General features: G+C 32.9%; 17 protein-coding genes. 10 read left to right on the top strand and 7 right to left on the bottom strand.

The window, feature by feature from the left end; genetic code table 11:
• Positions 1-152: 152 nt before the first annotated feature.
• The 3 genes from HM986_RS14225 (at position 153) to HM986_RS14215 (ending at position 4,280) form a co-directional block, all read left to right on the top strand.
• The gene (locus HM986_RS14225) at positions 153-755 is read left to right on the top strand and encodes a ribonuclease HII (protein WP_179335756.1); all 603 of its coding nucleotides are present in this window, start codon (positions 153-155) and stop codon (positions 753-755) included.
• A gap of 31 nt (positions 756-786) precedes the next feature.
• Complete coding sequence (locus HM986_RS14220; protein ID WP_179335755.1) at positions 787-3,141, top strand: ribonuclease HII; 2,355 nt, start codon at positions 787-789, stop codon at positions 3,139-3,141.
• An 89-nt stretch (positions 3,142-3,230) separates the two neighbouring features.
• On the top strand, positions 3,231-4,280 hold the full coding sequence (locus HM986_RS14215; RefSeq protein ID WP_179335754.1) for a nucleoid-associated protein: 1,050 nt from the start codon (positions 3,231-3,233) through the stop codon (positions 4,278-4,280).
• A 28-nt stretch (positions 4,281-4,308) separates the two neighbouring features.
• Here the strand turns inward: HM986_RS14215 and lipB are convergent, their stop codons facing one another.
• From lipB to HM986_RS14200, 3 genes are read right to left on the bottom strand one after another with little or no spacing between them, the layout of a single operon-like run.
• On the bottom strand, positions 4,309-5,013 hold the full coding sequence (lipB, locus tag HM986_RS14210) for a lipoyl(octanoyl) transferase LipB (protein ID WP_179335753.1): 705 nt from the start codon (positions 5,011-5,013) through the stop codon (positions 4,309-4,311).
• 13 nt (positions 5,014-5,026) lie between these two features.
• On the bottom strand, positions 5,027-5,791 hold the full coding sequence (locus HM986_RS14205) for a hypothetical protein (protein WP_179335752.1): 765 nt from the start codon (positions 5,789-5,791) through the stop codon (positions 5,027-5,029).
• Between the two features lie 43 nt (positions 5,792-5,834).
• A complete protein-coding gene (locus HM986_RS14200) occupies positions 5,835-5,993 on the bottom strand; it encodes a YqaE/Pmp3 family membrane protein (protein ID WP_179335751.1) in 159 nt (52 codons plus the stop codon).
• A gap of 282 nt (positions 5,994-6,275) precedes the next feature.
• Here HM986_RS14200 and lysS point away from each other — a divergent pair, with 282 nt between their 5' ends.
• The 4 genes from lysS to HM986_RS14180 all read left to right on the top strand — a co-directional run bounded on the left by lysS (position 6,276) and on the right by HM986_RS14180 (position 13,414).
• Positions 6,276-7,964 carry a lysine--tRNA ligase gene (lysS, locus tag HM986_RS14195; protein WP_179335750.1) on the top strand — a complete coding sequence of 563 codons (1,689 nt, stop codon included), beginning with the start codon at positions 6,276-6,278 and terminating at the stop codon, positions 7,962-7,964.
• Between the two features lie 121 nt (positions 7,965-8,085).
• Positions 8,086-9,195 (top strand): T9SS type A sorting domain-containing protein, encoded by a 1,110-nt coding sequence (locus HM986_RS14190; protein ID WP_179335749.1) that lies wholly within the window; start codon positions 8,086-8,088, stop codon positions 9,193-9,195.
• Positions 9,196-9,302: 107 nt separating this feature from the next.
• Complete coding sequence (locus HM986_RS17770) at positions 9,303-10,838, top strand: hypothetical protein (RefSeq protein WP_246288514.1); 1,536 nt, start codon at positions 9,303-9,305, stop codon at positions 10,836-10,838.
• Positions 10,839-10,924: 86 nt separating this feature from the next.
• Positions 10,925-13,414: a zinc-dependent metalloprotease gene (locus tag HM986_RS14180; RefSeq protein WP_394354227.1), complete on the top strand. Its 2,490-nt coding sequence runs from the start codon at positions 10,925-10,927 to the stop codon at positions 13,412-13,414.
• Positions 13,415-13,981: 567 nt separating this feature from the next.
• Here HM986_RS14180 and HM986_RS14175 read toward each other — a convergent pair.
• Both HM986_RS14175 and yiaA read right to left on the bottom strand, forming a co-directional pair.
• Entirely contained in the window at positions 13,982-14,728 is a 747-nt protein-coding gene (locus HM986_RS14175; protein ID WP_246288512.1) for an alpha/beta hydrolase, read from the bottom strand.
• A 236-nt stretch (positions 14,729-14,964) separates the two neighbouring features.
• Positions 14,965-15,456, bottom strand: a complete 492-nt coding sequence (gene yiaA, locus HM986_RS14170; RefSeq protein WP_179335747.1) for an inner membrane protein YiaA — start codon at positions 15,454-15,456, stop codon at positions 14,965-14,967.
• 151 nt (positions 15,457-15,607) lie between these two features.
• Here yiaA and HM986_RS14165 point away from each other — a divergent pair, with 151 nt between their 5' ends.
• The 3 genes from HM986_RS14165 (at position 15,608) to HM986_RS14155 (ending at position 18,128) form a co-directional block, all read left to right on the top strand.
• Positions 15,608-17,104, top strand: a complete 1,497-nt coding sequence (locus HM986_RS14165) for a hypothetical protein (RefSeq protein ID WP_179335746.1) — start codon at positions 15,608-15,610, stop codon at positions 17,102-17,104.
• A 92-nt stretch (positions 17,105-17,196) separates the two neighbouring features.
• Positions 17,197-17,670 carry a hypothetical protein gene (locus HM986_RS14160; protein WP_179335745.1) on the top strand — a complete coding sequence of 158 codons (474 nt, stop codon included), beginning with the start codon at positions 17,197-17,199 and terminating at the stop codon, positions 17,668-17,670.
• Between the two features lie 101 nt (positions 17,671-17,771).
• Positions 17,772-18,128, top strand: a complete 357-nt coding sequence (locus tag HM986_RS14155; protein ID WP_179335744.1) for a hypothetical protein — start codon at positions 17,772-17,774, stop codon at positions 18,126-18,128.
• A gap of 51 nt (positions 18,129-18,179) precedes the next feature.
• On the opposite strand, the gene hemL is transcribed toward HM986_RS14155, so the two are convergent.
• Together hemL and HM986_RS14145 are read right to left on the bottom strand one after the other, a co-directional pair.
• Complete coding sequence (gene hemL / locus HM986_RS14150; RefSeq protein WP_179335743.1) at positions 18,180-19,466, bottom strand: glutamate-1-semialdehyde 2,1-aminomutase; 1,287 nt, start codon at positions 19,464-19,466, stop codon at positions 18,180-18,182.
• A gap of 3 nt (positions 19,467-19,469) precedes the next feature.
• On the bottom strand, positions 19,470-20,303 hold the full coding sequence (locus HM986_RS14145; RefSeq protein ID WP_179335742.1) for a glucosaminidase domain-containing protein: 834 nt from the start codon (positions 20,301-20,303) through the stop codon (positions 19,470-19,472).
• Positions 20,304-20,305 lie beyond the last annotated feature (2 nt).

The following is a 20,305-nucleotide window of genomic DNA, read 5'->3' as shown; positions in this document are numbered from 1 at the left end:
TTTTCCAAAAATAATGTTAACACTATTGCGAATATGATAACTATTCATAGATTGCTATTTCCTCAGTGTTTTTAGGCATTAACTCAATAGTTAGATGTGAAAAATGTGAAAGGGTTGCGTTAAAATTTTAACTTTGCTCAAAATTTAACATTTTGGCTTTAAAAATTCAGTTTTCAAATTTTAATTTAGAATGTGGTACAGATGAAGCAGGTAGAGGTTGTTTAGCCGGACCAGTTACAGCTGCTGCAGTTCTATTACCAACTACCTTTAAAAACTTGCTACTAACTGATTCTAAGCAACTTTCAGAAAAGAACAGAGCTATTTTAAAACCCATAATAGAAAACGAGTGTGTTTCATTTGGCGTGCAAAACATTTTTGAATCTGAGATCGATACCATTAATATCTTAAACGCTTCTATAAAAGCAATGCATGGTGCTATCTCTAGTTTAAAAACTATACCCGAATATATTATTGTAGACGGTAATAGATTTAAACCCTATAAAGACATTCCACATTCCACAATAATAAAAGGCGATAGTAAATATTTAAGCATCGCTGCTGCTTCCGTTTTAGCAAAAACATATAGAGATGCTTATATGGAAAAAATACACGATGAATTCCCGATGTACAATTGGAAACAAAACAAAGGCTACCCAACAAAAGAGCATAGAGCTGCTATAAAAAAATACGGTGTTACAAAATATCATAGAAAATCATTTAGATTATTGCCTGAGCAATACCAATTGGATATATAACTTTTTATATTTGTAAACTAAATACATCTTAATGAAGCGACTTGGTTTTTTATCGATATTGTTTACCTTAGTATTGGCTTGCCAAAAAGACTACAACAAAACCAAACAACCTTACAAATTTATTCCAACTGAAACATCAGCCGTCATTCAAGTAAATGAACTTAATGATTTTGTAACTAGTATTGAGAATAACGATGTACTTTCTGGAATATATAATGAAGAGTTAAAAAACGCTTCTCTATTTCTCAATCAATTAAACACGACTAAGCAGGTTTTTATTTCTTTTGCGGACTCTAATTATTTAATTCTTACTGAAAATGATAGTACTTTATTTGTCCTAGATTCCATTAAAAATATTACTTCGACAACTTTAGTTGACTTAAAAATTGAAAAGACACAAATAAACGATAGCACTATATACCATAAAATTATTGGAAACACTTTTGCGGGTTCAAATGACCTAGAACTTTTAAAAACTTTAAATCAAGAAAATGAAAACGCAGAACTTAGTCATCTAATTGAGACCACGGACAACAAATCGATCGCTTCTATTTTATTTAAGTCTGACGCCACTAATTATTCTAAATTACTATTTTCTGATATCATAAATAAAGGAAGTAGAAACTTTACAGTCTTAGATTTCGATTATACTGAAAAGGGACTAAGCTATAATGGTATATTAACCGCTATAGATTCGAGCTCCAACAATCTAGAAAGCTTTAAGAACACTATTCCTCAAAAAACAAATTCGCCTTTAATTGCCCCGTACAACACAAGCTCTTTAATCAGTATTACTTACGATAATTTCTCAGTATTTAACGACAACAATAATCAGCTAAAAGATAGCATAGCAGACATTTCTGAAACTTTCTTAAATTTTACAGATGAAATTGCCCTGATTGACAATGCATTAATACTTCATTCATTAGATCCTAATTTAATTTTAGAATCTATTGAAGACAAATCTATATCTGAATCATTTAGAGATATTGATATCTTTGAGTTTGAAACCCCAGACTTCTTTAAGTCTAATTTAAAGCCCTTTATTGCTTTTGACAATGCTAATTACTTTTGTGCTTTTGAAAATTTTATTGTCTTCTCTAATTCCTCTGAGACCCTAAAATCCATTCTTACAGACGCTTTAAACAACAATACACTTGCTAATTCGGATGCTTTTTTAAGTATTAGCGAAAACCTTAGTGATGAAGCCTCTTTATTTATCTTTAAGAATTCTGAAAAACTATCAGCGATTTTAGACCAAACCATGACTGGTTATAACGCCAATGCTGTTCAGTTTATACGCGAAAATAACTACACACATATTAACGGAATCATCCAGAAATTCAAAAAAAGAGCAGCTTCAAATTCTGTTGCAGAAACTTTTACGACACCACTCAACGCAACGATACTAACAGCACCGCAAGCTGTTAAAAATCACATATCTAAATCGCATGATATCGTCGTTCAGGATGTAAACAATACACTTTATCTTATATCAAGCTCAGGCAATGTACTGTGGAAAAAACAACTTCAAGGACGAATTTTGGGTCAGGTAGAACAGATTGATATGTACAAAAATGGTAGATTACAACTGGCGTTCGCAACCCCAAACCAACTCTATGTATTAGACAGAAATGGTAACAATGTATCTCCTTTTCCTTTAAGATTTAACGATGCCATTACACAACCACTCTCTGTATTTGATTACGATAAACGAAAAGATTATAGATTAATGGTAACTCAAGGGAAGCATCTGTTAATGTACAATGCAAAAGGGCAATCAGTTAATGGATTCAATTATAAAAATAATGACTCTGAAATTTTATCACAACCCAAACATTTTAGAATTGGAAGTAAGGATTACATTGTATTTGGCACAGGTGAAGATCTTAAAATTTTAAACCGTCAAGGAGATATCAGAGTAAATGTAAAAGATAGGATTCGTTTTTCTGATAATGACGTGTATTTATATCAAAATAAGTTTACTACAACCAACACACTTGGTCAACTTATCCAAGTGGACACCAAAGGGAATCTAAGTTCAAAAAATCTAAATCTTACGGATAAACATAAAATCGCAACGACTAGCAAAACATTAGTTTCCTTAAGAGAAAACAGGTTAATTATTAAATCTAGAACAATAGATTTGGACTATGGAGAATATACAGCTCCTCGAATTTTTTATTTGAATGACAAAATCTATGTAACTACAACGGATTTACAATCTAAAAAAGTATATCTTTTTGACAGTCAAGCTAAATCAATCCCTAACTTCCCTGTTTTCGGTACTTCAGCTGCTGTGCTCGAAAAACTAGATGATGACAGCGGTTTAGAACTTATAACGCAAAGTGATGATAAAACCATAGTGGTTTACAAATTACACTAAAACCAATTCTATTTATGGTCTATTTTCAAATAGAATAAGCCTTACTTTTGTAGAATAGTATATTCAAAATTTAGACGACAATTTCGATCATGATAAAAAGACAAAAAGCATCCTTAAGAAGCTGTATAATTCACAAAGTTGGTAACAAGTTCAATGGCACAAAAAATGCCTTTTCAGATGCCATTGTAGATTTTGATGAAGCCACTTACAATTTAATGTTGCCGTATCTTTTGAAACCTTTTATGAGTGTCGCTGAAAGTTATCGTTTTCACCATCATAGCGACGTCGCTCTCAATGAAATCAACACTTACAGTGATCAACTATTTAAAGAAGATGCTGATTTTGTAGAAATTTCAAAGCATATTGTTACACATTTATTTGAGCAAAGTAATTCGGCTCAAATTAAGACTGGAGACGTCCTTATATGCCATTTTGAAAACGTACAATACGAAGACTATTTTACGGACGCTATTGGGATTTTTAAGATCGAAAATAAGACTGAGTTTTTTCAAACGTATTTAGAAGATAATAACTACGATATTCTAGTTCAAAAAGGTATTCAAGCAAAAAAGGTAGATAAAGGCTGTTTAATTTTAAACACCTCCGATATGGAAGGTAAAATTGTGCTTAGTGTAGACAACAATACTTACGACACACAATACTGGATTAAAAGTTTCCTAAATATAAGATATCCCGACGATAGTAATCAGCATACTAAAAATTGTATAGAACTTTGCCGAGAGTTTTCTAAAGAAGTTTTACAACCTAATTTTGGTGGCCAAGAGCAAAGTAATTTTTTAGCTAAAACCGTCGATTTTTTCAAGGAAAATGAAATTGTAAACATCGATACTTTCAAAGAAGAAATTTTTGACGAAGAAGATAAAATTCAATTGTTTGAAGACTACAAGAAAATATACGAAACAGACAATAAAGTCCTTATTAGAAACCAGTTTGACGTTTCTGAAATTGCTTTAAAAAAGCAAAAGCAAAAAATTAAAACCGAGATTAAACTAGATACCAACATTCAAATAAAACTTGATGTTGATGCACCTGATGCTTCTGCAGAATATTTAGAACGCGGGTACGACGAAGAGAAAAAAATGCATTATTATAAAGTGTTTTTTAATGACGAGTCTTAACTTGAATTATTAACATCTCAGTCATAAACTAAAGTTGAATGAAGCTCGCCTCAAAAAGTGCACTAAAATGTTTTAAAATTTTACGTTTTAACTCAGCTTCATCCACCAAATCAACACCCAATTCGTTATTTAAAGTTGTAACTGCCTTACCCCTTATTCCGCATGGAATAATATTATCAAAATAGCCTAAATCCGCATTGACATTAAGAGCAAAGCCATGCATAGTTACCCAACGACTCGCTCTTACTCCCATTGCGCAAATTTTGCGCGCAAATGGAGTACCAACACCGAGCCAAACCCCTGTTTCACCTGGACTACGTTCTGCTTTTAAACCATACTCCGCTAAGGTGAGAATAATCACTTCTTCTAAGAAGCGTAAGTACTTATGTATATCTGTAAAAAAATTATCTAAATCTAAAATCGGATATCCTACTATTTGTCCTGGTCCATGATAGGTAATATCACCACCTCTATTAATTTTATAGAATGTAGCATCTTTAGCTTTAAGTTCTGCTTCGGAAAGTAATAAGTTAGACAAGTCTCCACTTTTCCCTAAAGTATATACATGCGGATGTTCTACAAATAGAAAATGATTATCGGTTACTAAACTCGCGTCTTCTCTTCGATTCTTAATTTTAGTATCTAAAATGGATTTAAAGAGTGTCTCTTGGTAATCCCAAGTGTCCTTAAAATCTTTAGCTCCTAAATCTTGTAGTTTTATAACTTTATTCAAAGCAAATATATTTTTAATCCTCTAAAATAACTTCAATATTCAGTATCTCAGGATCTTTAAGCATGTCTATAAATCCAACCTCATAAGTAACCGTTCTTCTATCTTCGCTATACATTGCTCCTTCTTTTGAGAAGGACTTTACAGCTTTAGGAAAATGGTAATTAATTATATATTTTGAAGACCCCAGCATCATAGCCGATTTATCTATACTATCTAAAGATTGTTGGTGTTTTTCTATATCAATAATCTTAGCATTTCTTTTAAAAACTGTACCGTTATATGAGTAACTAACCAAAGTAGAGCCTTCATTACCCATACTAGAAAATGGACTTAAAGGCAAATTATCACCGACAGTTTCATCTCCCTTCAAACTATTAAAGCTATTCATTGCTTTGTACATATCTCGCAACTCACTGGCACTATCAAAGTCTGTTTCTATATCAAAAAACATTTTTTTCTCATCAGGATTCATAACCATATGAATTTTATAATCCTCCATAGCCTTAATCTTTTGCTGTTCTTTTACTGACAAATTAGCTATACTATCCTTATGATCTAACAAAAAGTCCCTGAAAACAATTGTTGAATCCACAGCTTTACTCATCTCATCAGCAGCATTCTCTCCCAATTGCCCTAGCACATCCATCATTTCTGATGCATCCATTGAAAACCTTACTTTACCACTACCATCTTCATTGATATAGATGTTTTCTGAAAACTGACAGCTTGTTAACATCATTAGAAATGTACAAGAGAGTAATATAAAAATCTTTTTCATTATAATATTTTACATAAATTACAAGAGGGCAAAGGTAAGTATTTTATCGCTTTGGGTTATTCAGAATAATCAAAGCTGCGATAATACCTGGCACCCAGCCGCAAAGCCATAATAAAAAGGTAATAAGAATAGAACCACAACCTTTATCTAGGACAGCTAAAGGTGGACAAATGATAGCAAGGATAACACGCCAGATACTCATAATATTTGTTTAATGATTTGATGTATTACATATGACGTGCACTTTAGAGAATTGTTACATTTTCTTTGGATTAACATTATATCAGTCGGGATAAAGCGAAAGCACATATTATTGTTTCCAAGCCCGTAGAAACGACAAAAAACAATTCAAAACAACCAGAATTAATAGGAAATCTTAGAGGTTATTAAATCAAACTAAAAAGGTGTTCTCTAATTTTTGTAAAAAGTGTAATTTTGCGTCTGCTTATTTAAAAAACAAATAAGCTTATAAAAATAAATAAGAATGCAACTTTCAGAACAAGAATTGGTAAGACGCCAAAAGTTAGAAAAGCTTAGAGCTTTAGGGATCAACCCTTATCCAGCGGATTTATTTCCGGTTAATCATACTTCCAAACAGATTAAAGCTGATTTTGAAGACGGTAAACAGGTGATTATTGCTGGTCGTTTAATGGCTATTAACATTCAGGGAAAAGCGTCTTTTGCACAATTGCAAGATAGCGAAGGTCGTATTCAAGTGTATTTTAATAGAGATGAAATCTGTGAAGGTGAAGACAAAACCTTATACAACGATGTCTTTAAGAAATTATTAGACTTAGGTGATTTTGTTGGTATAGAAGGGACTCTTTTCACAACGCAAGTTGGCGAAAAAACGGTTATGGTTAAGAATTTCAAATTATTGAGTAAAGCTTTAAAGCCATTACCTATACCAAAACAAAAAGATGGTAAAACGTATGATGCGTTTACAGATCCTGAAATGCGTTACAGACAACGTTATGCAGATTTAGTCGTAAATCCGCATGTTAAGGAAGTATTTATAAAGCGTACAAAATTGTTTAACGCCATGCGATCTTTCTTTAATGACTCTGGTTATTTCGAAGTTGAAACTCCGGTTTTACAACCGATTCCTGGAGGCGCTGCAGCACGTCCTTTTATGACGCATCACAATAGTTTAGACATTCCATTATACATGCGAATTGCTAACGAATTATATCTAAAACGTTTAATTGTTGGTGGTTTTGATGGTGTCTATGAGTTTTCTAAAAACTTCAGAAATGAAGGAATGGACAGAACTCACAATCCTGAGTTTACTGCAATGGAAATCTATGTATCTTACAAAGATTACAATTGGATGATGGATTTTTGTGAGCAATTATTAGAACATTGTGCTATTGCTGTAAACGGAACTTCAGATGCTACTTTTGGTGAACACAAAATCAATTTTAAAGCTCCTTACAAGCGTATTACGATGCGCGATTCTATTTTAGAATTCACAGGTTTTGATATTTACAATAAGTCAGAAGACGAGATAAGAGCAGCTGCAAAAGGCATGCATATTGAAGTAGATGAGACGATGGGTAAAGGCAAGTTGATTGATGAAATTTTTGGTGAAAAATGCGAAGGGAATTATATTCAACCAACATTTATTACTGACTATCCTAAAGAAATGAGTCCTTTATGTAAAGAGCATAGAGAAAATCCTGAATTAACTGAGCGTTTTGAACTTATGGTTTGTGGTAAAGAAGTTGCTAACGCGTATTCTGAACTAAATGACCCAATAGACCAACGCGAGCGTTTTGAGCACCAGTTAAGTTTAGCTAAAAAAGGAGATGATGAAGCGACAGAATTTATAGATCACGATTTTTTACGTGCGCTAGAATACGGAATGCCTCCAACATCTGGAATGGGAATTGGAATGGACCGTTTAATAATGTTCTTAACCAACAATCAGAGTATTCAAGAAGTTCTATTCTTCCCTCAGATGCGACCAGAGAAGAAAAAAGTAGATTTAAGCGATAACGAAAAAGCGATTTTAGAAGTTTTAAAGGCTGAAAAACGCATGGACTTAAATATGCTTAAATCAAAATCTGGCTTAAGCAATAAAGGTTGGGATAAAGGTTTAAAAGGTTTAAGCAAACATGGCTTAACAAAGGTTGAAAAAACTGATGACGGCTTATTTGTAGAGCTTGTTTAAAAATCTTCTAACATAAATTTATAAAAAAGGAATTGCCGAGAGGTAGTTCCTTTTTTTTTAGTTTAAAAACTATATATTAGAGCGTTACTAATAATTAAAACCTTTATAAAACGCTCATTCTATGAAACAAAGCTACGCAACCTTAATCATACTTTTATGCTTTACAATAGTCATAAATTCACAGAACTTCATAGGTAATTGGAATGTAATTTCTCTAGAATCAAATGGAAACATCATTAGTTTACCTTCAACGGTTACAACACCGCCAAATATTGAATTTCACAATTCATTTAGCAGTGCACCTTTAGACCAATATTGGGGACGTTATATATACGGCAATGGCATTTGTAACTCTTTTACTTTGTACTTTGAGAGCGAACAAAATAATGCTATAAGTCTTATTCCTTATTTTGAAACTACAGACAACTCATGTACTACAACTGAGGAAACTGACTTTGAGAACTCCTACTTTTCAATTTTACAAGAACCTGGAAATTTAACGTATTCATTTACTAATGATTTACACAATTTAAGTTTTACCAACAACCAAGGAGATGTCATAAACTTAGGCCGTGAAGACGCACCTTCAAACGTACTAAGCGGAGAATGGTTTATTCATTCTATTTGGGAATTTGATATTTTACTTGAGAATACTTTTAACCCTAACTTAAGTATATTCTTTTCTGACGATATTACTAATGGCCAAAGTAATTTTTATGGCAGCTCCACTTGTAATGGATTCAACGGTATGTATGACAATCCAGTACAACCAAATTCTTTTATAATTAGAGATATAGGTTGGACACTAAGTTTCTGTGACATTGCAGACCAAGCGATTTTTGAAACGTCATACATGAATTTTTTCAACCTTAATGAAGACATATACACATTTGAAATGACAGGAAGCGGTTCTGATGCTATGCTAACCATATATAATGGCAATGAGGTAGAACTTAATTACGGTAGGCAAGCCCTGTCTATTAATAGTTTTACCGCGAAAAAAACCAAACTAATAACGGATATATCTAATCATAGATTACAACTCATTTCCGTCACTCCTTTAATTAACAATCCATACTCTATTTATGATATTTCAGGCAGGCTAATTACTTCCGCTTACATAGATGGATCCAATAACATTGAAATTGATATTTTAGCTTCAGGCAGTTATGTTTTAAAGATTATGAATTCACAAAATCAAACCGAAAGCTTTAAATTTTTGAAACGATAAGTGCTAATTGTAATATTCAACAAATAAGCTAGCCATCAGTTTATTTTTTTGTTAAAAATTAATTTTATTACATTAGCAACTTGCTATCAATCAGAAAATCACATCTAATGTTAAAAAAGACATACTTATTATTCGCTTTCGCATGTATTATTTTTTCTTGTAATAATGACGATGACGTTGCTGCTGTTTGTGATACCGCAACTAATATATCATCAAATTCAATAACTAATAATTCTGCAATAATAACGTGGAACACAACTAACAGTTCAGGTCAACACACTTTAGAATATGGTCTTTCTGGATTTACAATAGGTAGCGGAACTATAGTTTCGGCAACTGATACAGATGCTGCACTTACCGCATTACAAGCAAATACCACTTACGATGTTTATATACAAACGTCATGTAGTTCTACAAATATCAGTACACAAACTGATGCTTTCAGTTTTACAACGTCACCAAATCCAATTTGCAATCCTGTAACTAACGTATCGTCAAGTTCTATAACTCATAATTCTACAACAATCACTTGGGAAACAACTGACGCTTTAGCGCAACACACAATAGAATATGGTGTTTCGGGTTTTACAATAGGTAACGGAATAACAATTTCTGAATCTGATACAGATGCTGAGCTTACAGAATTACTAGGAAACACCACTTATGATGTTTATATTAAATCTACGTGCAGCACAAACTTTGAGAGCGTCTACACAAATGTATATAGCTTTACAACATTACAACCAAATGTTGCAACAGAATTCAAACCTACTTTATCTGAAATGAATTTATTTGTTAATGATCTTAAAGATTTACAAATAACACCGTTAGCCTTTGAATATGATTTAAACACTACCTTATTCACTGATTACGCACATAAACAACGAATTATCGCTTTACCAGAAGGTACAAGTATGGAGTTTGATGGAGATGGATTACCTCTATTCCCAAACAATACAGTAATTGCAAAAACCTTTTTTTATAACCTCGATGAACGCGATTTATCTTTAGGCAGACATATTATAGAAACCCGCGTTTTAATTAAATTAAATGATCAATGGGAAACAGGAGATTATAAATGGAATGACACCCAAACTGATGCTGTTTTAGATTTGGCAGGAAGTTCTCTACCAGTTACTTGGATTGACGTCGAGGGCAACACAAATTCTACAACCTACAAAATCCCTTCAAACACAGACTGCTTTACATGTCACGCCAATAATGATAACATTATACCCATAGGACCAAAATTAAGATCCATGAATTTTGAAATCAATGGAGAAAATCAATTAGAAAAATTTATTAGCAACTCTCAATTAACAGGTGTTACTAATAGTGCTTCTATTACAAGTTTACCAAATTGGGAAGATGAAGATTTTAGATTAGAAGCTAGGGCAAGAGCCTACATGGATATTAATTGTGCACATTGCCATATTCCTGGTGGTAGTTGTGCCGACGAAACCACCTTAAATTTAGCCTTTGAAACCCCACTGAATGAAAGTCAAATCACAGAACAAAGCTTTGCTATTAGTTACAGAATTTCGTTTATTCAAGATGGTTTGAGTATGCCGTTTATAGGAACTTCAGTACTACATACAGAAGGAATAGAATTAATTCAATCTTACCTAGATACCCTAGAATAGTCACGTTAAAGAAATACTAAAATCAGTTTTTAAATTAACATATTCTTAATAGAATACGTATTTTCATCAAAATTTAAAAACTAACTATTTTGAAAAACGTTTCCATTAAACTACTCTTTGTAGTTTCCGCCTTTTTAGCGTTTTCTTGCTCTACTGCAAAAAAAGCTGGAAAATCAGGCAAAGATGCCACTGCCATGGCTAAACCTTCAGGAAAGAAGCCTGGAAAAAATGACCCAAAGCCTTACGACAAAGTCATCACTAAAGATGCAAAAAGTGATGTAGGATTATTCACAGTTCATACTTTAGATGACAAGTTTTATTATGAAATACCAGACTCTCTTTTTAATAGAGAAATGTTAATGGTTACTCGTATTGCTAAAACAGCTTCAGAGCTAGGTTTTGGTGGAGGCAAAACTAATGAGCAAGTATTGAGATGGGAGAAAAAAGACAAAAAAGTTGTACTTAGAGTTGTGTCTTACAATGTTGTTGCAGCTGATTCTCTTCCGGTCAGTGAAGCTGTTTTAAATTCTAATTTCGAACCTGTTTTATACACATTTCCTATTGAAGCATTTAGCAAAGACTCTACGAGCACAGTGATAGATGCAACGCCTTTATTTGAGAAAGATGTAAAACCTTTAGGATTACCACAACGTAATAGGTCTTCTTATAAAATATCGCGTTTAGAAAGTGATAAATCATTTATCGAGACGATTAAAAGTTACCCAAGAAATATTGAAGCACGTCACGTAAAAACGTATGCCGCAGGAAATCCCCCATCTAATTCTAGCACGGGTAGTGTTTCGATAGAAATGTCTAACTCTATGATTCTTTTACCAGATGTACCTATGAAGCGCCGCTATTTTGACGAACGCGTAGGTTGGTTTTCAAGAGACCAAACAGATTATGGTCAAGCAGATCAAAAAAGTAAAACTCTTACCTATTTAGATCGCTGGAGATTAGAGGTAAAAGAGGAAGACATTGAGAAATTTAAGCGTGGTGAATTAGTAGTACCTAAAAAACAAATTGTATACTACGTTGATAGGGCGACTCCAGAACAATGGAAAAAATACATTAAACAAGGTATTGAAGATTGGCAAGTGGCTTTTGAAGCTGCAGGTTTTAAAGATGCGATAATCGCTAAAGAACCGCCAACGGTTGAAGAAGACCCAGAATGGAGTCCAGAAGATGCTCGTTATTCTGTTGTACGTTATTTAGCCTCTCCGATTCCAAATGCTAATGGACCTCACGTAAGTGACCCAAGAACAGGTGAAATATTAGAAAGTGATATCAATTGGTATCATAATGTAATGTCGTTGTTACGTGGATGGTTCTTTGTTCAAACTGCTGCAATTAATCCAGAAGCACAAAGCCCACAGTTTAAAGATGAAGTTATGGGACGTCTAATTCGTTTTGTATCCTCTCACGAAGTGGGTCATACATTAGGTTTACCTCACAATATGGGATCTAGCGTTGCTTACCCTGTAGAGAAATTACGAGATGCTGAATTCACTAAAGAATTTGGTACTGCTCCATCAATAATGGATTATGCACGTTTTAACTACATCGCTCAGCCAGGTGATGAAGGTGTTGCGTTAATGCCAGATATCGGAACTTACGATAAGTATTCTATTTCTTGGGGTTATAGACCCATTTTAGATAAAACTGCGGAAGAGGAAAAGCCAATTCTTAACGAATGGATTATGAAGCATGCTGGTGACCCAATGTACCGTTTTGGACACCAACAAGCTGGTGATGTAGTTGATCCTAGTTCTCAAACAGAAGATTTAGGTGATGACGCTATGTTAGCAAGTGAATATGGAATTAAAAACCTTAAGCGTATTGTACCTAACTTAATTGAGTGGACTACAGAAGCTGGTGAAGGTTATGATGATTTAGATGAAATGTATGGCCATGTAGTATCACAATTTAACCGTTATATGGGACATGTTTCTAATAACATTGGTGGTGTTTACGAAAACTATAAAGCTGCTGATCAAGAAGGTGCTGTTTATACAGCCGTCCCTAAAGATCACCAGCAAAAAGCATTGGCTTTTATTCAAGCCAACTTATTTGAAACTCCAGATTGGTTACTAGATAAAAACATTTTTGATCGTATTGAGTTTACTGGTTCTGTAGAGCGTGTAAGAGCAATGCAGTCTAGAACCCTTAACAACATAATGAGTTTAGGAAAAATGCAACGTCTTATTGAAGCAAATACGTATGACAGTAATGCTTATGCATTAACTGATATGATGAGCGATTTACGTAAAGGTGTTTGGAGTGAATTACGTACAGGTAAGAAAATAGATACTTACAGACGTAATTTACAACGTGCACATATTGATAGATTAGAGTATTTAATGACTGCAAAAAACCAAACTGCAGGCAGAAGATCTAGTCCTTATGTTAAAGTGACTCCTGTTAACACAAGCCAATCTGATATTAGAGCGGTTGTAAGAGCAGAGTTAAAATCATTACGTAGCCAATTACGTTCTGCACGTGGTGGAGATTCTATAAGTAGAATCCATATTGCAGATGCCATTGAGCGTATTAATCTTATTTTAGATCCTAAATAATTTTAATTAAAATACATTATAAAAAAGGCTTCAATTTAAATTGAAGCCTTTTTTTTATTCAGAAAACTATATATTAGTGCTAATGAGCGACTACAATAAAAAAGCACTATACTTCTGCCATACACATCCTAACTTATTTTTACAAAAAAAATGTGAAGGTTGTAAACGAGGTATGTGTCACACGTGTATTTACAACAACCCTAATTATTGCTCCGATTGTTTACGTACGCAAAAGCGATTTAGCAGCAATACTAAAGATAAAAAGGAGCTATTTAATACGCTAATTTTTGCAGTCGTTATCAGTTGCGTAATTGTACTTTTATTATTTCACAAAACAAATATCAATCCACATTATCCACTAACAAAATATGTCCTAATCGCTTTTGTTATTTCCTTATCTGCTTCAAATTTTTATTACCTATTTCAAAAAACAACATTGCTTTCAGATGTCAATAAAATTCCGTTTGTAGGTTTTAAATTATCAATATTAATTATAGTTTTGGTAGTTGCATCTGGATTACCCATTCTATATCTTATTTATAAGAGTGCCTTACTATTAAAAACACATTACTTTAATCGCTCTTGAATTACATTTCTATAATCTTCAAACTCTATAAGATTATTATGTTCACCTCCTTTAACAGTAATAAAGTTTAAATTTTCAATATTTAATTCTGAAAGTTTTTTAGCTGAAACAAAAGGCACGACGCTATCTTCTGTTCCGTGAATAATTGTAATTGGACAAGATGTATTTGGTAAAAACTGATAGGTTGGAAAATGATACTTCAGCAATTGCTTTACAGGCAACATTGGAAACCTACCTTTTGCTACATCCAAAATACTATAATAAGGAGTTTCTAAAATGAGCTGCTTTGGTTTGTTTTTTGAAGCTAAGTATGATGCAATTCCTGTCCCTAAAGATCTTCCATATAAAGTAATTTCATTTTCAGAATATTGCTTTAAAAGGTAATCATAGCAATACTGAGCATCACTATATATTCCGACTTCGCTTAATTTGCCTGTACTTTTCCCATAAGTTCGGTAATCTAATATTAAGACATCATACTCCATATCTACAAAATATTCTGAAACCGTTCCCCAACGACTTAAATCGCCAGCGTTTCCATGAAAATAAAGGATAACTCCTTTTGGGTTTTCAACCTTAAAATGAAGTGCGTTTATAATGGTATTCTCATCAGTTTTAAAGAATAATTCTTCAAAATTATGTTGAAACTGGTATTGATAGTTTTGCTCTAAAGTATTAGGTAAAAACAATAACTTTTCTTGCAAAAAATAAAGTGCGGATGCTATCATAACAAATATGCTTAAAAGTACAATTATAACCTTTTTAAGTCTTTTTTTTAATATCACTTTAATGGTGTGCTCCATTTGTTTCTTAGTATTTAGTAACCAAAGGTATTACAATAGTCTTTTAGAATAGGTAAACTAAAATAACACACTGATTATGCTCAATATTAAATCATTTTAAAAACCTCACAGCAAAAAGAATGCTGCAAGGTTTTTGGTTAGAAATTAACCGATCATCAAAACTAATCGTCGTCTTCTTTTGTATCTAATTCGTTATTAATATAAGCGACATCTCTTGTGTTTTTTTGTACTGCAATTGCCGAAAACAAACTCAAAGTAAATGACATAGCGTAGAAGCCTTTTTCACTTAATTCTAAATCTGCGTTCCATAATCCAATGGTTAATAAAACAATGGCCGCTATCGAAGTGAACCAACTGATGCCATAGTACATTTCGGTAACTTGAATGTTTTCGAGCTTATCTCTAACGGCTTTTTGAACTGAGATTACTGAGAACAATCCAAATAATAGAATGGTGAAATAATAGCCTTTTTCGTTGAGTTCCATATTTGCATTCCAAAGTCCAATACAATAAGCAACCATACCAATAAGTAAGGCCGACCACGAGGCTCCAATAAATGCTGGTGTTGGTTTATGGTTATACACCTTCCTATCTTTCTTTTTTGATTTTAAATTTTCTTCATCTTTTAAAGACACTGTTGTTTGATAATTCATAGTATTTAGTTTTAATGATTATAAGCCAAATCTCTAACAAAAGTGAAGAAGCATAAAATTAAAATTTAAACTAAACTGACGATATAATTTACATCCTATATTAAAAATTCAATATATTTAGGCATGTACTAAATATAATAATGACGATTAAATGATAGGATTGAAATCTATAATTGATACATTAACAATTGATGAGCAACAGAAATTTATAAATTATCTTCAACAAAAGAACAAGCGAAAGGACATAAAGAACATTCAATTATTTAAAGTACTCGCGCATTCTAATGACGATTCTAAAAGCATTTGCAATCAACTTTACAAAGTAGAAAACTGTAATGCTTATCATGCTTTAAGAAAGCGCTTATTCCAATCCTTAATAGATTTCACAGCCAATAAAAACCTCGAGGACGAGAATTCCACAGATATACAGGCTATTAAATATATCTTAGCATCACGCACATTTTTGCTTCAAAAAAATTATGACATCGCATATAAAGTTTTAGATAAAGCAGAACGCTTAGCAGACGAGCATTTAATGTTCCCTATACTCAACGAAATTTACCATACCAAAATCCAGTATGCACATAATTATCCTAAAGTGAGTATAGATGACTTAATAATTAAACAGAAAGAAAATCAGAAAAGACATCACTTAGAAGACCGACTTAACATCGTGTACGCTCAGTTAAAATTGATGTTAAATGAAGTCACATATAAAGGAAGTGTTATTGATTTTGAATTAGAACTTGAACATCTACTGAATGCAAACCACATTGAGATCAATACCTCACTTTCCTTTAAATCCTTATATCAAATTTTAGCGATTGCTAATATTTCGGCTTTAGTCACAAAAAAATACTATTCAATCGAAGGCTTTGTGATGAAGAGTTATGACATTCTAAAACAAAAAAAGGAAACCGATAAGCAACTCTTTTATCAAATTGAAATCGTTTATATCATTGCAAACACACTCTTCAGAAATAAAAAATTTGAAGCTTCTTTGCGCTACATCAATGAAATGGAACAGTTAATGCAGCTAAAAAAATGCACTTTTCACAAATCATTCATTTTAAAAAAAACCTTAGTTAAAGCTTTAAATCTAAACTATAGCAATAAACAAGATGACGCGATTGCACTAATTGAACGCTTCACAAATCAAAAACATGTTGACACAGAAACCTTACTAGACTTACAGCTAACTAGTTTTATGTTTTACTTTCAAAAAGAGGACTTTGGAAAGGCTAAATCCATTTCATCTAAATTTTATCATACTGATCAATGGTACCAAGAAAAATCAGGTATAGATTGGGTGATAAAAAAAAATGTCGCCGAGCTTTTATTATATGCAGAATTGCAAGAAGACGACTTATTTTATTCGAGATTAAAAAGTTTTAGGCGACGCTACACAGGCTACTTAAATCAAATTGGGCAAACTAGAATTATAATTTTTCTAAAATTTGCAGAATTATATTACATAAAACCTAAAAGTATAAACACACCTGAATTTAAAAACAAAATTGAATTAACTTTTGAGTGGACTACTCTAGACAAAGAGGATATATTTATATTAAGCTTCTACGCGTGGCTAAAAAGTAAGGTTGAAAAAGAGAACCTATTTCAAACAACTTTAAAGCTCTTAAAACTATGATTAATGTTAAAATACTTGTTAAAACACAACTTACAGTTAAACCTACATAAGGACTCTAGGTCTAAATAAGTATAACATAAAACTATAAAGACATGAAAAAATTATTAGTAATCGCTGTTGCTCTATTTACATTAAATGGCATGGCGCAGGAAAAAGAAAAGAGATCAGAACGCAAAGACAGATCAGAACTAAGGATGCAAATGACACCCAATGATATTGCAGATTTAAAATCAAAGAAGCTAACTTTAAAACTAGATTTAACTGCTGCGCAACAGAAAAAAGTACATTCTATTTTCTTAAATGAAGCAAAAGCAAACGAAGGATTAAGACAAAAACATAAATCTGCAGAAGGAGAAAAAAGAGAAAGACCTTCTCAAGAAGAATTCCTTAAGATGCAAAACACAAGATTAGATCAACAGATTGAAGTGAAGCGCGATATGAAAACCATCTTAAATGCGGAACAATATGCTAAGTTCGAAAAAATGAAGCCTAAAAAGCATAAAAAGAGAGGTGATCATAATAAAAAACGAAAAGAAAAAGACAACAAACAAGAAGATGACAAATAAGATATCAATATTTTATTTTAAAGAAAAAGTATCGCTTCGGTGATACTTTTTCTTTTTATTGAATTAAATTGTTATTTTAGTATCGAATTTAAAAATCAATGATGAAAAAGATTATCACACTTTGCTTATTTGCATTTGCATTATTATTAGGAACTCAGACAGCTGCAGCACAAGACAGCAAAACTGATAAGGAAGCGAATGCTATTATAGAAGCTAATGCTATTAAAACGACTAAAGGTTTAATAAAATTTGTTCGGTTGGAAAAAGACAAAACAGAGGAAGTTTACGAAATAGTAACAGAGCACACGAGTGCCTTATATTTCATTGAAAACGAAAACTCAACTGATAAAGAATCATTTATTAAAACAACAGCCGCAAACGAAAAGCTTGACAACCAAATGAAAAATCTTTTAAATAAAGAACAATTTAATCGCTACAAAGCATTCAAAAAACGTTAAGCTCATTTTTTATAATAAAAAAAGTCTCGCAAAATGCGAGACTTTTTTTATTTACAAATCTTTTGCAATGTCCTCGACAGCCGCAATGGTTTCGTCTAAATCTTCATAAGTTAAAGCATCCGTTATAAACCAGGTTTCAAATGCACTCGGCGCAATATAAATACCTTTGTCTAGCATACCGTGAAAGAACTTTTTAAACGTGTCATTATTTCCTTTGGCAGCAGAATCAAAATCTACAACTGCATCCTCTGAAAAATGAACAGAAATCATAGACCCTATTCTATTGATTGTATGTGTTACATTATTTTTATTAAGTGCATCCGCAATACCATCATGAAGATATTTTGTTTTCACCTCTAGCCTATTCATCAAATCAGCATCAGCATTAATGGTTTTAAGCATTGCTAATCCAGCTGCCATAGCTAACGGATTCCCACTTAAAGTTCCTGCTTGATACACAGGACCAATTGGAGCTAAATAATTCATAATTTCATTTCTAGCAGCAAAGGCACCAACTGGCAATCCACCCCCAACAACTTTTCCGAAACAAACGATATCTGCATTAATATTTTTAAGTTCTTGCACGCCTCCATTTGCCAATCTAAAACCCGTCATAACCTCATCAAAAATCAATAAGATATCGTTAGAATCGCAAACAGACCTTAAACCTTCTAAAAACCCATCTACAGGCGGAATACAGCCCATATTACCCGCGACAGGCTCAATAATAATTGCAGCTATAGCATCTTTATTTGCTTCAACTAATTCTTTTACATTTTCAAGATCATTATACCTTGCCAATAACGTATCTTTTGCTGTTCCTTCTGTTACACCAGGACTATTGGGTGTTCCAAATGTTATGGCACCACTTCCTGCGGCAATTAAAAACGAATCACTATGGCCATGATAACAACCTGCAAATTTTATAATCTTATCTTTTTTGGTAAAACCTCTAGCTAAACGAATAGCACTCATACACGCTTCAGTACCTGAATTTACAAAACGTATTTTATCAATATTTGGCACCATAGAAACCGCTAATTCCGCGATCTCAGTTTCAATAGCTGTTGGCATTCCGAAGGAAGTTCCTTGTTTTGCTTTTTCAATAACGGCATCTACTACAGGAGAAAATGCATGACCAAGTAACATTGGACCCCAAGAATTTATATAATCTATAAAACGATTTCCATCTTCATCATAAACATAAGCTCCTTTTGCAGATTTAGCAAAAATTGGTGTTCCACCTACAGCATTAAATGCTCTAACTGGAGAATTTACACCACCAGGAATAACCTTTTGTGCATCTTGAAACAAAGCACTACTTCTTTTATATAACATAAATTAATTAGGAATAATAAGTTGTTGACCAATAGTAAGGTCATTTGATTTTAAATTGTTTTTAACTTTAATAGCATCAACCGTAGTTTTATATAATCTAGATAAAGAATACAACGTATCTCCTTTAGCCACCGTGTGCTTTTTAGACGTCACCTTCTTTGGCCCCTCTATTATAGTGGTTGATCTGCGCGATGACTTAGTAGTTGCTCCATTGAGAACTTCATCATCATATTTATCAAGATTATAGCGTTCAATTAAGCTAATCAGTTTTTCAGGATATTTACGATCTGTTGCATAACCCGCCGCTCTTAAGCCTTTAGCCCAACCTTTATAATCATCGGGTCTTAGATCAAATAAACTCGCATAACGGCTACGGCCTGTTAAGAATTCAGAATGGTCTTCGTAAGACATTTCTGCTTTATCATATTTCCTAAAGCATTCTTGAGAGCGATCATCATCATGGTAAATTTTAGCACCTGTCCAGCCATGACATTTAATTCCGAAGTGATTATTTGCCTTTACAGCCAACCGACCACTACCCGATCCTGATTCTAATATTCCTTGCGCTAATGTAATACTTGCTGGTATTTTGTGAGTACGCATTTTAGATTTTGCAATATTTGCATATAAATCGATGTAGATCTCTACAGAGCTTCGCGTATCATTTGCTTTTACAGCTGGGGCTTCTGGCTCAACTGTTTTAACGACGTCTTTTTTATTCTCAACAACGACTGTTTTTGTAGTACTCCTTTGCTTCTTTTTAGTTACAATTCCCTTTTTAGGGCCACAACTCAATGCTAATAATGCAACTAATAAAAATAAATATTTGAATTTCATGC

Source organism: Winogradskyella costae, assembly GCF_013403865.1.
GTDB lineage: Bacteria > Bacteroidota > Bacteroidia > Flavobacteriales > Flavobacteriaceae > Winogradskyella > Winogradskyella costae.
The sequence above is the reverse complement of the archived record's forward strand: the minus strand, read 5'-3'. Positions and strand labels throughout refer to the sequence as shown.

What these genes read in the sequence shown, in the direction of transcription:
- HM986_RS14220 (WP_179335755.1), top strand. Translation starts at nt 787, where the DNA reads ATGAAGCGACTTGGTTTTTTATCGATATTGTTTACCTTAGTATTGGCT.
- HM986_RS14215 (WP_179335754.1), top strand. Translation starts at nt 3,231, where the DNA reads ATGATAAAAAGACAAAAAGCATCCTTAAGAAGCTGTATAATTCACAAA.
- HM986_RS14205 (WP_179335752.1), bottom strand. Translation starts at nt 5,791, where the DNA reads ATGAAAAAGATTTTTATATTACTCTCTTGTACATTTCTAATGATGTTA.
- HM986_RS14200 (WP_179335751.1), bottom strand. Translation starts at nt 5,993, where the DNA reads ATGAGTATCTGGCGTGTTATCCTTGCTATCATTTGTCCACCTTTAGCT.
- lysS (WP_179335750.1), top strand. Translation starts at nt 6,276, where the DNA reads ATGCAACTTTCAGAACAAGAATTGGTAAGACGCCAAAAGTTAGAAAAG.
- HM986_RS14190 (WP_179335749.1), top strand. Translation starts at nt 8,086, where the DNA reads ATGAAACAAAGCTACGCAACCTTAATCATACTTTTATGCTTTACAATA.
- HM986_RS17770 (WP_246288514.1), top strand. Translation starts at nt 9,303, where the DNA reads ATGTTAAAAAAGACATACTTATTATTCGCTTTCGCATGTATTATTTTT.
- HM986_RS14175 (WP_246288512.1), bottom strand. Translation starts at nt 14,728, where the DNA reads ATGATAGCATCCGCACTTTATTTTTTGCAAGAAAAGTTATTGTTTTTA.
- yiaA (WP_179335747.1), bottom strand. Translation starts at nt 15,456, where the DNA reads ATGAATTATCAAACAACAGTGTCTTTAAAAGATGAAGAAAATTTAAAA.
- HM986_RS14165 (WP_179335746.1), top strand. Translation starts at nt 15,608, where the DNA reads ATGATAGGATTGAAATCTATAATTGATACATTAACAATTGATGAGCAA.
- HM986_RS14160 (WP_179335745.1), top strand. Translation starts at nt 17,197, where the DNA reads ATGAAAAAATTATTAGTAATCGCTGTTGCTCTATTTACATTAAATGGC.
- HM986_RS14155 (WP_179335744.1), top strand. Translation starts at nt 17,772, where the DNA reads ATGAAAAAGATTATCACACTTTGCTTATTTGCATTTGCATTATTATTA.
- hemL (WP_179335743.1), bottom strand. Translation starts at nt 19,466, where the DNA reads ATGTTATATAAAAGAAGTAGTGCTTTGTTTCAAGATGCACAAAAGGTT.
- HM986_RS14145 (WP_179335742.1), bottom strand. Translation starts at nt 20,303, where the DNA reads ATGAAATTCAAATATTTATTTTTATTAGTTGCATTATTAGCATTGAGT.